This is a genomic window from Gordonia terrae, from assembly GCF_001698225.1.
Lineage (GTDB): Bacteria > Actinomycetota > Actinomycetes > Mycobacteriales > Mycobacteriaceae > Gordonia > Gordonia terrae.
Genome location: NZ_CP016594.1, coordinates 2,895,845 through 2,909,789, shown reverse-complemented (window position 1 = coordinate 2,909,789; position 13,945 = coordinate 2,895,845). Strand labels below are relative to the sequence as shown.

The window sequence follows — 13,945 nt, the reverse complement described above, 5'->3', positions numbered from 1 at the left end:
CCAGGCATCGCAGGGGCCAGCTTCCAGTGCGTGTAGCGGAGGCAGTCTTCCGCTGCGCGCACCTGCGCTTGCCCCGTGTCCTGTCGACTGCTGTCGCGATGCGGCTCGATCGTGGACGTGCGCCCGTCCACAACCGGTTCGATAGGCTGGCGGAATTCGCCAGCCGGGCTAGTCTGTTGCGCGGGGGGCGCGGTTGGGCGCATAAACGTAGGGGGGACTCGTGACATCACCGTTTTCGGACGGCACTGTGCAGCCGATGGACGCTCCTCCCATGCCAGTCAGCCCGCATGGCGAGGCCACGAGGCTTCGTTCGGATCGCGCGCTCTGGGAACGGCGGGCGGCGGTGGCGGCTGATGCTGTCGCAGAATTGGACACTGCCTACACGAACCTGAGAAAAGTAGTGAGAGTCAACTACTTCGGCGACTGTGTGGAGGGGGATGGCGTGTACGAAGGCCTGCGGCGTGCAGTCTCCTCACTGACGCAAGAGATTTTGTCCAATTCAGAGAGGGCGAACGATCTTGCATCGCTATGCAAGTCGGCAGCCTCGGATATTGAGTTGGCAGACACACGAGGTGCCGCACAGTTCGATGCCTGATTCTCTGACTCCTCGTGCATGGTCGTGGTGTGCGATTGCACTGGTGCTTGTTTCGACGGCAGCCTGTGCCACAGTGACCGGTGAGCCAATGGCCGGATCCCCGAGCTCGAGTCATACTTCAGTTTCTAGTGTCCGACAGACCGACGGAGCAGGTCGAGAGCTCCCGTTCGTCACTAAGTTCCAAAATCGGTGGAACATCAATAACGATGGCACTACCTACGAACCGTGCACTCAGGTTCTCGAAAGCGTACTTCGGCAGTTCGGGTTAGACCCCGCCTCAGCCCGCGACGCCGCCGCTTCTGACTTTCAGACCGCACGGGGATGTGACTGGACGTTCGCCGACCACGCGCGGTCATCAATTTCGCAGTTCGTGGGAAACCTTGTCCGTCCGGACGAGGGGTTAACCGGGCACAAAATACTGAACCAGGCTGGTACGACCTGGCTTCCTGATACTGAAGTGGAGGGACGCCGCGTCCTAACGGAGTCGATGATGCCTGGAGACTGTACAGTTTACGTTCAGTCTGGCACAGCCGTAGTGATCACTTCCGTCACTAGATTGGGCTCCCGCCGTCCCGCAACTGAAGCGGTATGCCGTGAGGCCACGGACTTCTTGCGCGCGACTATCGATGAGATACCGGTTTAAGGCTTGTGAGCGCGCGGGATCCCTCTCAATCCAACCGATCCAAGCAGACCAACTTGACCAGTTCCGCACGATTGCGTACTCGCGCAGCGACGAATACGCGACTGACATACTTCTTCACCGTGTCGACCCCAAGATGGAGGATCGCAGAGATCTCCTCGTTTGTGTGACCGTCGGCGACCAGTTCAGCGAGTTCCATCTGTCGCGGTGAGAGGCGGTCGCGCCATGACGGAACAGGCTGCCCGGGAAGTAGTTTCGCGTAGTTCGACAGTTGCCGCGACAGCAGCCCCATCGCCTGCACCCGCATGCGGTCGGGTGCCTTGCCCTCTGAATCGAAGAGTCCGACAAAGCCGTGGCAGTCGTGCGCGAGATCGAGGTGCATCACCGAGGCGCTGTGTAGACGCTTGCGATAGAGGAAGTCTTCGAGATAGGTCACCGAGGGATCAGTCAGGCCTCGCAGGTGGTCCGCCGACAACGCTGGATACTTCGACAACGCTGCCCGCGACTGCACCGACGCGAAGACGTCCTTCGGAACCCAGCGCGCCTGGTACTCGTCGATCACGCCTTCGATGCGACCGGTCACCACCGGTTCCGGGTCGGAGAACGCTGTTACGAACGTCGGACCGGCAAAGAACGTCGTGTTCAAGCAGTCATAGTGCTCATGGAGTGCCTCCATGAGCGCGTTTTTGAAGGTGCCGAGCGTCTTCGCCTCCGAAGTCGCGTCCAGCACGGCGAAGACCCGCTCGTACTCGGCAGCGGGCAGCGTGACCGACTGACTGCTCAACGGCCCACCCTTCGACTCGATGTGGCCTGTGTGCCCGGGAGCCCACTGTGACGTAGTGCACTATCCAACAAGAGCAAGCCTCCGGAGGCAAGGGCGAACCGCAACCCCGACCTGGAACAAAGCACTGTCCACTTTGGTGCACTGTGGCACCGGTCACAGATTTCCTACGGTCTGAGGTGTGGCCGACAGACCGTCGACCGACCAGATCGACAGGAGACATCCCGTGAGCAGACTTCGTTTCGGATACTTCATGGCACCGTTCCACGCACCCGGTCGCAATCCCACCGCGGCGCTGGAGCGAGACCTCGACCTGGTCGAACACCTCGATCACCTCGGCTACGACGAAGCCTGGTTCGGCGAGCATCATTCCGCGGGCAGCGAGATCATCGCCTCACCGGAGATCATGATCGCCGCCGCGTCCCAACGCGCGAAGCGCATCCGGTTCGGCACCGGCGTCACGTCGCTCTCCTATCACAACCCCTTGTGGGCGGCGGACCGCATCATGCAGCTCGACCACATGACGCGCGGCCGGACCATCTTCGGCGTCGGGCCGGGTTCGCTGCCCACCGACTCCGCGATGATCGGACTCAATCCCACCGACACCCGCGAGCTCCTGCAGGAGAACCTCGACATCGTCGTCCGCCTGCTGCGCGGGGAGACGGTCTCGGCGAAGACTCGCACCCATGAGCTGTTCGACGCCAAACTTCAGCTCGCCCCATATTCGGCCGACGGCATCGACGTCGTTGTGGCTGCGGTCGCCTCCCCGACCGGGCCGCGACTGGCCGGTACTCACGGCCTCGGCTTGCTGTCGATCGGTGCCACGCTGTCGGCCGACGGGTTCGACGCACTGGGGCACCACTGGAACGTGATGGAAGAACGTGCCGCGGCCAACAACGTCACGGTCGACCGCAGCAAGTGGACCCTCGCCGGCCCCTTCCACATCGCCGAGACCGAGGCAGAGGCGCGGCGTCAGGTCGAGTACGGCATCGAGCAGTGGTTCGACTACTTCCAGCACGTCGCGGCGTTCCCGCAGATGGCGGTGTCGGGCAACAAGCTGACCGAGATGATCGACTTCATCAACGAGGCCGGGATCGGTGTCATCGGCACCCCCGAACAGGCTCGCGCTCAGGTCCAGCGGTTGTGGGACCAGTCCCAAGGATTCGGATGCCTGCTGCAGATGGGCCACGACTGGGCGAACCCGCAGGACACCATGCGTTCCGCGGAACTGTTTGCGCAGGAGGTATTCCCGCACTTCCAGGGTCAGGCGCAGGCGACGCTCGATGCCGCCGAGCACGCTCGCGCAGTTCGGGAAGGACACGCCGCCAAGCAGATGGAGGCTGTCGACCACATGACCCGCAAGTACGAGCAGGAACTGGCATCGAAGGGCTGAACTACCATGCCTACCACCACAACAGCCACAGACTCGCTGACGACCTCGTTTCGCGATGCGATGGCTCACGTGTGCTCTCCGGTCGCCGTCATCACGGCATTCGACGGCGACCGGCCGCACAGAACCACCGTCAGCGCATTCATGTCGTTGTCGATGACGCCGCCGATGGCAACCATCGCATTGGACCAGCACTCGGAACTGCTCGGCGTGATCCGCCGGCACGGGTCTTTCGCGATCAACGTACTGGGTTCACACCAGTCCGACGTCGCGCTCACCTTTGCGACGAAGGGGCACAACAAGTTCGACGGAGTCGGCTGGACCACGACCGAGACGCTTCCAGCACTCGACGGCGCGGCGATCTTCATGAGCTGCGCTGCGGAGAGACTCGTGCCCGGCGGCGACCACACGATCATCGTCGGCGCCGTGCAACGTGTTGTCCGCGAGGAGTCGGCACCGTTGACCTACCACGGTCGCGGCTTCGGCACCCACTCCCCACTTGCTGACGTCATCTGAAATCGGAGGTCGTTCACCGTGTACATATCGGTCCAACCGAGCCACGTCGACGTTCTCGAGCCCACGGACTATCGACGGTTTGACCTCCAGGCCGACGCGGGCCTCTCCGCTGTCGACATCGGCGCGCGACTTCTGCGTGAGCGACTCGGAGATGTCGAGGACGGTCACGCGTGGATCCGGATTGACCCGCTTCGAACGCGACTCGCGAGTACCTCGGACTTCGACGCCGACCAATTCAGTGCGATGGTCGCCTACGCGGTCGAACATGGGTGGGTGTCACCGGACGGCGAAGCGATACGCGCGCACATCCGGTTCGGAGATCAGCACTAGCGTGATGCGGATTCAACTCTGTATCTGAGCGGTCTATGAGGGTGCCGATGAGGTCGGCATCGTCGGCATCCTCACCGCTCGACATGGCCCGGCTCGGCCACGCCCGGACCAGTGCACCTCGCGCCTTTGCCAGAATGAAGGGCATGGTCGAACAGAGCATCTGGATGCAGAAGTCCGCCGCGGATCCCAACCACTCGAGCTGGTACGTCGAGCGCTTCCGCGCCCTCGCTCGTGAGGGCAACGACCTGGTCGGCGAGGCGCGGCTCATCGACGCGATGGCGCCGCGCGGGTCCCGCATCCTCGACGCCGGGTGTGGTCCGGGACGGGTGGGCGGGTACCTCGCCGAGGTCGGACATGATGTCGTCGGCGTCGACGTCGACCCAGTCCTCATCCAGGCAGCCGAAGAAGACCACCCAGGCCCCCGTTGGCTGGTGAACGACCTCGCCGAGCTCGACCTCCCCGCCCTCGGCATCGACGAACCGTTCGACCTCATCGTCTCGGCCGGCAACGTGATGGCGTTCCTCGCGCCGAGCACCCGTGTCACCGTCCTCGAGCGGCTGCGTGCACATCTGCGCGACGACGGTCGCGCAGTGATCGGCTTCGGCGCCGGCCGGGACTACGCGTTTGATGAGTTCCTCGAGAACGCCACCACCTCCGGCTTCGCTCAGGACCTACTCCTGGAATCCTGGGACGTCCGGCCGTTCACCGACAAGTCGGAGTTCCTCGTGGCGGTCCTGCGGCCCGCGTAGTGCTGCAGCAGTTCGGTATCTGCACGCCAGTCGTCAAGATCCGTGAGCGACAACCGAATCAGCCGTCGGCGGACCCGAACGACCCCTCCGTGATCTCGACGTCTGGCGATAATGGCTGCCGCATCCGCCAGCGTTCAGTCAGCTTCGACGCGGCGATCTTCCACTCGCCGTCTTCGACGACGTACTCGTCGTCGTACTCTCCCACCATCACCGTCTCGGTCCGGTCGAGCAGATTCACCTGTCGGAAGCGCAACGACCACCGCCCCGTCGCAGTCGTCTCGCTGGTGATGGTGATGTCCGGATGCATGCCGTGGTGCATGTCGAGGATGGCGAACCGGCCGTCGACCTTGTGCAGTGCGACCCGCCGAAAGATGTCCGTCAGGGCGTCGGCATCGTCGCAGGTGCCCATCGGCCCGTAGTCGATCCGCGCGCCGTCGCGGACGAAGCAGCCGCGAAATGCGTCCGCGTCTTTGGCATCTGACGCTCGCCAGTAGCGGTACTTGAGTCGCTCGATCGCAGCGACGTGGTCATGCTCCGAATCAGTCGTCATCGTCATCCGTTCTCAGCTGCACAGGCCCCGCCCGCGGTCCGCCCGGGCGTCAGGGGCAGCCTATGTCCGATCGCACCAACCTCACGCGGATTCGCGCACACCAACGGGCCGGTCTCCGGAAGGCAGGCTCGCCCCGATGATTCGGGACGCTACCGCGAGTTGGGGTACGTCCGCCCCGCGGACGCCAGAACAGTGCGTCGTCATCCCGCATCGCCATGGCCGACCAAAAATTGTCAGTGGTCGATGCGATCATCTGGGGGTCATGAGGGGTTCTCGCCCCAGATCCGCGTTCGCCGTCAAAGCCTTACCGCCGGCGCGCTACTGCACCACGAGCAGCTTGACGGCCACGGCACTGACGTTGACTCGATCGAGGCGAGTTCGTCCCAAAAGCTGTCCCAATAACGTCCCTGTTCGTACGAGAGACCGGCGTGGCCGACCATCGTTGTCAGAGTTCAGTGCAGCGAATCGTCTGATCAGACTGACCCCCGTGCCGGTTCCAGCTCTCGCGCGACGAGCCGACCAAAGTGCTCTTGAGTACGACGCAGCTCGTCCTCGTCGAAGTTCAGCTCAAAGAACAGCCCAACGCCCTTGAGTGCCTCGCGAATTCGATACTCTTCGTCGCTAGCCTGGTCTGCCAGGTAGGAGCCCATCTGTTACCTCCAGCTCGTCAGCGCGATTCACTGTGCCACTGATATCCGACATTTAAGGCGAGTTCCCCCACTGTCGTCTGGACGAGCTACAGCTCGCGACGCTCCCACCCTCCGGTGTGACGAATCGGTCGAACTACGCGATAGCGTCTTGAGCAGACGTCGCGATCCGGAGGGCTGCAAGATTTCTGCACCGACTACAGAACTGAATGTGGCACCTGGCTCGATCGTCGTGGTGCGCGACGAGGAGTGGCTGGTCACGTCCGCTGAGCAGGGCTCCGACGGCTGGCTGATCAAGGGCCGCGGGCTGACCGAGCTAGTCAAGGACACAACCGCGACCTTCTACTCCAGCCTGGACAAGATCGAGGTACAGGACCCGCGCAACGCGGAGGTTGTCGCTGATGCCTCGTCGGGCTACCGGGACTCACGCCTCTGGCTTGAAGCTTTGCTCCGCAAGACACCGTTCCCCTACGGCGACCAGACGCTAACGGTCTCGACGCAGATGCTTGCTGATTCGCTCGGCTACCAGCGGGCAGCGGTTGCGAAGGCGCTCGATCCGCAGCACATCCGCCCGCGCATCCTGATAGCAGACGCGGTGGGTCTGGGCAAGACCCTCGAGATCGGCATGATCCTGTCGGAGCTGGTGCGCCGCGGGCGTGGTGAGCGGATCCTGATCGTCACCCCGAAGCATGTGCTGGAGCAGATGCAGCACGAGCTGTGGTGCCGGTTCGCGCTGCCGTTCGTGCGGCTGGATTCGGCGGGTATTCAGAAGGTGCGGCAGAAGCTGCCGGCGACCCGCAACCCGTTCACGTACTTCAAGCGGGCGATCATCTCGATCGACACCCTCAAGAGCCCCCGCTATAAGGCACACCTGCAGCGGCAGCACTGGGATGCTGTGGTTATCGACGAGTCGCACAACCTGACGAACGTCGGCACCCAGAACAACGAGCTGGCCCGCGTCCTTGCCCCGAACACGGAGGCGCTGATCCTCGCGTCGGCGACCCCGCACAACGGCAAGGAGGAGTCGTTCGCGGAGCTGCTGCGCCTGCTGGACCCGACGGCCGTCGCCGCGGACGGCTCGTTCACCAAGGACGATGTCGTGTCGCTGCTGATCCGCCGGCACCGCCACCACCCGGAGGTGGCGGCGGAGGTGGGCAGCGACTGGGCCGAGCGCGCCGAACCCGTCCACAAACTGGTCACGCCGTCGCCCGCGGAAGACGCCGTCGCGCAGGAGCTCTCGCAGACGTGGCTGCACCCGCAATCCGGCCGCGCCCCGTACTCGGGTGAGACGAAGGCCCTGTTTCCCTGGACCCTCGCGAAGGCGTTCCTATCCTCCCCCGCCGCGCTCGCCGAGTCGATCAAGCAGCGCCTCGGCAAGCTCGACCCGCACGTCCCGGCACAGGCCACCGAACTGGCGGCGCTCACGACACTCGACGAGCTGAACGCGCAGGCGCTGAACGAGTCGGCCGGCAAGCAGGCCGCGCTGGTGCAGCGGCTGAAGGAGATCGGGGTCGGCGCGAAGTCGAGCACCCGTGCGGTGGTGTTCGCCGAACGCGTTGCGACGCTGCGCTGGCTCACGGAGCACCTGCCGAAGCAGCTGGGCCTCAAGCCCGAGAACGTCGCGATGCTGCACGGCGGCCTGTCGGACGTGGAGCAGCAGGAGATCGTGGACAGCTTCAAGCTGGAGACCTCCCCGATCCGAGTGCTGGTGACGGGCGACGTCGCGTCGGAGGGCGTGAACCTGCACGCGCAGTGCCATCACCTGATCCACTTCGACATCCCGTGGTCGCTGATCCGCATCGAGCAGCGCAACGGCCGCGTCGACCGGTACGGGCAGAAGCATCCGCCAGTGATCTCGTCGCTGATCCTCGAACCATCGGACCCCGACTTCTCCGGTGACCTGCGGGTGCTGTCGCGACTGTTGGAGCGGGAGAACCAGGCGCACGGCACTCTCGGCGACGTCGCGTCACTGATGGGCAAGCATTCGGTGACGGACGAGGAGAACGCTATCCGCGACGTCCTGGTCGGCAAGTCGACCCTCGACGAGCAGATCCGCGACATCGACGACGTCGCCGACGGCGACGACCTGGATGCGTTCTTCGCGCAGTTCGATCTCGACGAGACCGAGGACGACGCCCCGGCGAACGCTCTGCCGCAGGCGCCGCGGCAGAGCCTGTACGCCGACGACCTCACCTTCCTCGACGAGGCGCTCAAGGCCGCGTTCCACGATGTGCCGCACGCGAAGCCGGAGGCCGGCGGCGTCGGGTGGACGGTGCATGCCAACCACGCGGTCGCGGAGCTGACGCCGCCGCGGGACCTGAGGCAGCGTCTCGGGCAGTTGCCGCAGAACTACCTGCAGCACGGGAAGGTGCTTGAACGCCTGACCCTCGCGACCTCCCCGGAGGTCGGGAACGCGCAGCTCGCCGCCGCGAAGGAAGGCAAGGGCGTCGCGAATACGACGTGGCCGGAGGCGCACTTCCTGGGGCCGCTGCACCCGGTGCTGGACTGGGCGAGCGACCGCGCGTTGAGCGCGTTGGGCCGCAACCAGATCTTCGTGATCCGCGGCGACGTGGACGCCCCGACAGTGCTGCTGATGGGCACGCTGATGAACCGTCGCGGGCAGCTGATCTCCCGTGTCTTCTCCACAGCCGAATTCCCGAACCCGAACAATCCGTCGTTCTGCGTGGTGGAGACGCTTGCGGATCTCGACTTCCTCACCACCGCCACCGGTCTGCGGCCCGGGTCGGCCAATCCCGGAGCGGTCGCAGACGCCGAGCGGTATCGCGCGCTGGTGCCGATCGCGGTGGTCGAGGCGACGACGGCGATGCACCTCGTCCTCGGTGCGCAGGAGCGCACCGCCACCGAACGGCTCGCGACTTGGCGGAAGCGCGCCGACCGCTGGCACTCGGGTGCCGAGCAGCTGGAGCTCGTCGCCGGACAGCGCAAGAAGGTGGACACCCTGTCCCGCCGCATCGCGGAAGAGCAGCGCCTCGCCGAATCCCTCGCCCCCACCCAGCAGTTGGTGCGTCCGCTGTTGTTCATCGTTCCTGCGCAGAACTCCGGAAAGGACCAGTAGGTCGTGGCGTCTTTCGATTCCATCGTCATCGGCGAGGACTGGATCAGCGAGCACTACTTCACCACCGACTCGGCGAAGGAGTCGTTCCACGGCAAGGTCCTGGAGCTGCGCAAGCTGTGGGACGCCGAGAAGAAGGAAGGTCGGACGACGGTCCGCGACGACCTGCTCGCCTCCACCACCGAGCTGCAGACAGCGCTGGCCGCGCTGGCGGAGAACCCGGACGCCGCACCCGAAGCGCACGCCCTGACCCGGACCACGTTCGGCTACCCGGCTGTGCTGTCGACGTTCACCGCCGAGCGGGCCGGCTCCGAACTGGAAATCCCCGACTCGAAGCTCGATGGCGTCGCGAGTGTGCTGTTCCTGCAGGCGGTTCCGGTGGCATCGATCGAGGACCTCCTCGATCCCGAAACCGGCGTGCTGATCGCCCCCGCCGTCGAGGACGGCAAGCCGATCGAGTCGGCGTCGAAGGCAGTGTCGGCGGCGTTCCGCTCGGACGCCCCGCCGGCGTTCGTGGTGGTGCAGGCCGGGCAGTGGCTGATGCTCGCCGAGGCGGAACGCTGGGCGGAGGGCCGCTACCTGGCCGTCGATCTGCTGGTGGTCGCCGAGCGCCGACACGAGGCGAAGGGCGGCGAGATCGACCGCGTCGCGGCCATGTTCGGCAAGCAGGCGTTGCTGCCGGACGTCGACGGCGACGTCTGGTGGACGGGGGTGCTGGAGGATTCGGTCAAGCACACCGTCGGGGTGTCGAAGGATCTGCGCGAGGGCATCCGGCTGTCCATCGAGATCATCGCCAACGAAGTGGTGAAGCGGCGGGACGCGCAAGGCATGACGTTGGACGGGATCGACGGACAGGATCTGGCGAAGCATTCGCTGCGGTTCCTGTACCGGATCCTGTTCCTGCTGTACGCGGAGGCGTCCCCGGAGATGCGGGTGCTGCCGACGGGCGCCGCGGAGTACGAGGAGGGCTACGGCCTCGACCGGCTGCGGGAGCTGACGCTCACCGAGCTGGTGTCGGAGCAGTCCCGCACCGGCACGCACCTGTACGAGTCCCTCGCCACGCTGTTCCGGCTCGTGGACCGCGGCCACTCGCCCGCCGTCCGCGACGATGTCGCAGACGATCCGGCGCCGGGCCTGGAGTTCCAGCCGCTGCGCGCCGACCTGTTCAAGCCGGAGTCGACGGCGCTGATCGACGAGGTGGGCCTGGGCAACGAGGCGACGCAGCGGGTGCTCAAACACCTGCTGCTGTCGAAGGAGTCGAAGGGCCGCCGCGGCGCCGACCGCGGCTTCATCTCGTACGCGGAGCTGGGCATCAACCAGCTGGGCGCGGTGTACGAGGGCCTGATGTCCTACACCGGGTTCTTCGCGGAGGAGGACCTGTACGAGGTCGCGAAGAACGGTGACCCGGAGAAGGGTTCGTGGGTCGTCCCGACGAACCGCTCCGATCATCTGGATCCGAAGGACTTCGTCCGAAAGGTCGACGAGGCCACCGGAGAGGAGAAGCCGGTGCTGCACGAGCAGGGCACGTTCGTGTTTCGACTCGCCGGCCGCGAACGCCAGCAGTCGGCTTCGTACTACACGCCCGAAGTGTTGACGAAGTTCGTCGTCTCGCAGGCCCTTGAGGAGCTGCTGGATCAGAACGACGAGCGCACGACTCCCGACCAGATCCTGGAACTCACGATCTGCGAGCCCGCCCTGGGGTCGGGCGCGTTCGCGATCGAGGCGGTCCGCCAGCTCGCCGCCGAGTACCTCAAGCGCAAGCAGGAGGACCTGGGTGAGCTGATCGACGCCGACCAGTATCCGGTGGAGCTGCAGAAGGTGAAGGCGCACATCGCCCTGCACCAGGTGTACGGGGTGGACCTCAACGCCACCGCCGTCGAGCTCGCGGAAATCTCGCTGTGGCTCGACACCATGGTCGCCGGCCTGCAGGCCCCGTGGTTCGGCCTGCACCTGCGTCGCGGCAACTCCCTGATCGGTGCGCGACGGTCGGTGTACGCGCCGAGCTTGTTGGCGAAGAAGCAGTGGCTCAAGACGTCGGCGAAGGACGTGCCGCTCGGCGAGGAGATCGGCGCCGGCATCCACCACTTCCTGCTGCCGTCGGAGGGCTGGGGCGCGGTGATCGACACCGCCGAGGCCAAGACCTACGCCCTGGAGATGCGTGAGGAGTTGCGGCTGTGGCGCAACGAGATCCGCAAGTCGCCGAGCAAGGCGATCGTGAAGCGTCTGCAGGCGCTGGCACAGCGGGTGGAGACGTTGTGGGAGTTCACGCTTCGCCGTCTGACGATCGCGGAGTCGGAGATCCGGCGCGACATTCACCTGTGGGGTTCGGAGCCGGTCGACCACACCTCGGCGGTGACACGTGAGGAGATTGAGCGCGTCCTGAGCAACCCGAACGGCGCCTACCAGAGGCTTCGCCGGGCATTGGATGCGTGGTGTGCGATCTGGTCGTGGCCGCTGACGACGGGTGTCGAGCCGCCGGATTGGGATCAGTGGGTCGGCGGGCTGGAGGCCGTGCTTGGTGTTCCGGTGAAGGAGACCGCTGCCGAGCGTCGCGGCCAGTTGAGCATCGGACGGGACACCAGCTGGCAGGAGCTCGGCTTCGCCGAGGAGAACGACCTGTTGCTGTCGCGCGCGATGGCGGTCGGGCATGCGTACCACCAGTTCCCGTGGCTAGGCGTCGCGCAGGAGATCTCCGAGCGGCAGGGGTTCTTCCACTGGGAGCTCGACTTCGCGCCGGTATTCGCGCGCGGCGGTTTCGACCTGCAGGTCGGGAATCCGCCCTGGGTACGGCCGGACTGGGACGAGGCGGGGGTTCTGGCCGAGTTCGATCCGTGGTGGCAGTTGTCAGATAAGGCCGCCGAACCGGTGAAGCAGCAGAAGCGCGAGAAGACTCTGACTCAGGCCGGAGTGCTTGCTGAGTACTTGGACGAGCGTGCTGATCAAACTGGCATGAAAGACCATCTGGGGTCCGGAGTCGACCGGCCGGTGCTTACGGGTCTTCAGCCTGATCTCTACCGGTGCTTCATGGAGCGCACATGGCGATCGATGGCGACAGATGGAGTCGTCGGTTTGATCCATCCCGAAAGCCACTTCACTGAAGTCCGAGCCAAAGGGCTGCGGCACGAGACGTATCGAAGGCTACGTCGGCACTGGCAGTTCAAGAACGAACTCAGCCTATTCGAGATCGATCACCACAACGTGTTCGGCATCCACGTCTACGGCTCCGACTCGGACGTACGCTTCCTTCACGGCGCCGCCCTATACCACCCAGATACGGTGGACCGATCATTCCACCATGACGGTTCCGGTTCCGCACCAGGCATGAAGGACGACGCGGGTCGCTGGGATCTCCGGCCGCACGCCGAACGGATCATCACCGTTGAAACTGCTCAGCTGGCGACCTGGGCAGCCCTCATCGATGAACCTGGCACACCGCCGACAGAGGCGCGCATGCTGTACCCGGTTAACCAGTCGAGCGCCGAGGTGCTCGAAAAGATCGCGGCCGCACCACGACTGGCCTCCGACCTTGAATTCGAGTGGACATCCGGCTGGCATGAATCGGCGGACCGTCGGCGGGGTCTGTTCGAATCCCGGTCCTCGGTGCCAGCGCGATGGGAAGATGCAATCTTGCAGGGCCCACATATTACGGTCGCGACCCCGCTGTTCAAGCAGCCGAACGAGTCCATGCGGAATCGCTTGGACACCAAATTGATAGACCTGGACGCGGTGCCGGAGTCCTTCGTTCCAAGGACCAGTTACCAGATCGCCAAGCCGTACGCTCAGTACATCGCCGAGTATCCGCACTGGAACGGCGAGGCGAGTTCAGACTATGCCCGTCTCGCATGGCGCGAGATGGCCGAGCCAGGAAATCTACGCACTCTCCACACTGCGCTGCTGCCACCCGGCCCCACGCACGTACACGCAGTGCAATCGTTTACCCTGCCGGAACACAATCGTGAGCTCGCGCTCTTGGCCGGTGTAAGCCATTCTGTCGTCGCAGACTTCATGGTTAAGGTCACCGGAGGGGCCCACATCAAGGCATCTGTATGGAGGATGCTCCCTACCCCGAGGCACCATCACCTAGAGCAGCAGCTCATCCTACGAACCCTCCGCTTGAATTGCCTCGTCCGCCCTTACTCTCAGCTATGGAAAGAACTCTACGCAACTGATTGGCAACACAATTCGTGGGTTCCGGACATCGGCATCGACTACGCCGGCCGCACAGGACTCGGCGACATCGGCCCCGAATGGGAATGGGCCACTCCCCTCCGCCGCGCAGCCGACCGCCGCCAAGCTCTCGTCGAGATCGACGCGATTGTCGCGGTTATGCTCGGCATCACCGCCGAAGAGCTGCTGACGATCTACCGCACCCAGTTCCCGGTGTTGCAAAAGTACGAGCGCGAAGCTCTGTACGACGCAACGGGTCGCCAGCTCCCCACGAAGCTCGCGTCCGAGTACCGCAAGAAGGGCTCCCTCAAGCCAGCCGACCTAACCGTCGACGGCATCACATACCAGGAGCCCTTCGTCGGAGTCGACCGCGAACGTGATATCGAACTCGCCCACAAGCACTTCAGTGCTGTGTAATCAGGTGCGGCCCTCGCACAATAGCGGGCTCCCCATTACACACACGCAGCCGACTACCATCAAGCCCCCATGGGAACAAAGTAGGTCAAG

The 13,945-nt window shown here is 64.7% G+C and carries 10 protein-coding genes; 7 read left to right on the top strand and 3 right to left on the bottom strand.

Annotated features, from left to right (window positions below; all coding sequences use genetic code 11):
- Positions 1-271 precede the first annotated feature (271 nt).
- The gene (locus BCM27_RS25945; RefSeq protein WP_205635027.1) at positions 272-595 is read left to right on the top strand and encodes a hypothetical protein; all 324 of its coding nucleotides are present in this window, start codon (positions 272-274) and stop codon (positions 593-595) included.
- On the top strand, positions 588-1,238 hold the full coding sequence (locus tag BCM27_RS25430) for a DUF3558 family protein (RefSeq protein WP_081487006.1): 651 nt from the start codon (positions 588-590) through the stop codon (positions 1,236-1,238). Before BCM27_RS25945 ends, BCM27_RS25430 begins: the two co-directional genes overlap by 8 nt.
- Before the next feature lie 25 nt (positions 1,239-1,263).
- Here BCM27_RS25430 and BCM27_RS13080 read toward each other — a convergent pair whose 3' ends face one another.
- Positions 1,264-2,019, bottom strand: coding sequence for a helix-turn-helix transcriptional regulator (locus tag BCM27_RS13080; protein WP_004021277.1), 756 nt, complete (start codon positions 2,017-2,019; stop codon positions 1,264-1,266).
- Positions 2,020-2,242: 223 nt separating this feature from the next.
- Here BCM27_RS13080 and BCM27_RS13075 point away from each other — a divergent pair, with 223 nt between their 5' ends.
- The 3 genes from BCM27_RS13075 (at position 2,243) to BCM27_RS13060 (ending at position 5,001) form a co-directional block, all read left to right on the top strand.
- Positions 2,243-3,409, top strand: coding sequence for an LLM class flavin-dependent oxidoreductase (locus tag BCM27_RS13075; RefSeq protein WP_004021276.1), 1,167 nt, complete (start codon positions 2,243-2,245; stop codon positions 3,407-3,409).
- A gap of 6 nt (positions 3,410-3,415) precedes the next feature.
- Positions 3,416-3,922, top strand: a complete 507-nt coding sequence (locus BCM27_RS13070; RefSeq protein WP_004021275.1) for a flavin reductase family protein — start codon at positions 3,416-3,418, stop codon at positions 3,920-3,922.
- Between the two features lie 473 nt (positions 3,923-4,395).
- A complete protein-coding gene (locus BCM27_RS13060; RefSeq protein WP_004021273.1) occupies positions 4,396-5,001 on the top strand; it encodes a class I SAM-dependent methyltransferase in 606 nt (201 codons plus the stop codon).
- Positions 5,002-5,059: 58 nt separating this feature from the next.
- Here BCM27_RS13060 and BCM27_RS13055 read toward each other — a convergent pair whose 3' ends face one another.
- A complete protein-coding gene (locus tag BCM27_RS13055) occupies positions 5,060-5,551 on the bottom strand; it encodes a nuclear transport factor 2 family protein (RefSeq protein WP_004021272.1) in 492 nt (163 codons plus the stop codon).
- 473 nt (positions 5,552-6,024) lie between these two features.
- Positions 6,025-6,201: a hypothetical protein gene (locus BCM27_RS25780; protein ID WP_004021271.1), complete on the bottom strand. Its 177-nt coding sequence runs from the start codon at positions 6,199-6,201 to the stop codon at positions 6,025-6,027.
- A 208-nt stretch (positions 6,202-6,409) separates the two neighbouring features.
- Between BCM27_RS25780 and BCM27_RS13050 the strand changes: the two genes are divergently transcribed.
- Together BCM27_RS13050 and BCM27_RS13045 are read left to right on the top strand one after the other, a co-directional pair.
- The gene (locus tag BCM27_RS13050) at positions 6,410-9,274 is read left to right on the top strand and encodes a helicase-related protein (RefSeq protein ID WP_004021270.1); all 2,865 of its coding nucleotides are present in this window, start codon (positions 6,410-6,412) and stop codon (positions 9,272-9,274) included.
- Between the two features lie 3 nt (positions 9,275-9,277).
- Positions 9,278-13,855: a DNA methyltransferase gene (locus BCM27_RS13045; RefSeq protein ID WP_033205535.1), complete on the top strand. Its 4,578-nt coding sequence runs from the start codon at positions 9,278-9,280 to the stop codon at positions 13,853-13,855.
- Positions 13,856-13,945: the final 90 nt, after the last annotated feature.

Coding starts and splice junctions, on each gene's coding strand:
- BCM27_RS13055 (WP_004021272.1), bottom strand. CDS start 5,551: ATGACGACTGATTCGGAGCATGACCACGTCGCTGCGATCGAGCGACTC.
- BCM27_RS13060 (WP_004021273.1), top strand. CDS start 4,396: ATGGTCGAACAGAGCATCTGGATGCAGAAGTCCGCCGCGGATCCCAAC.
- BCM27_RS13070 (WP_004021275.1), top strand. CDS start 3,416: ATGCCTACCACCACAACAGCCACAGACTCGCTGACGACCTCGTTTCGC.
- BCM27_RS25945 (WP_205635027.1), top strand. CDS start 272: ATGCCAGTCAGCCCGCATGGCGAGGCCACGAGGCTTCGTTCGGATCGC.
- BCM27_RS25780 (WP_004021271.1), bottom strand. CDS start 6,201: ATGGGCTCCTACCTGGCAGACCAGGCTAGCGACGAAGAGTATCGAATT.
- BCM27_RS25430 (WP_081487006.1), top strand. CDS start 588: ATGCCTGATTCTCTGACTCCTCGTGCATGGTCGTGGTGTGCGATTGCA.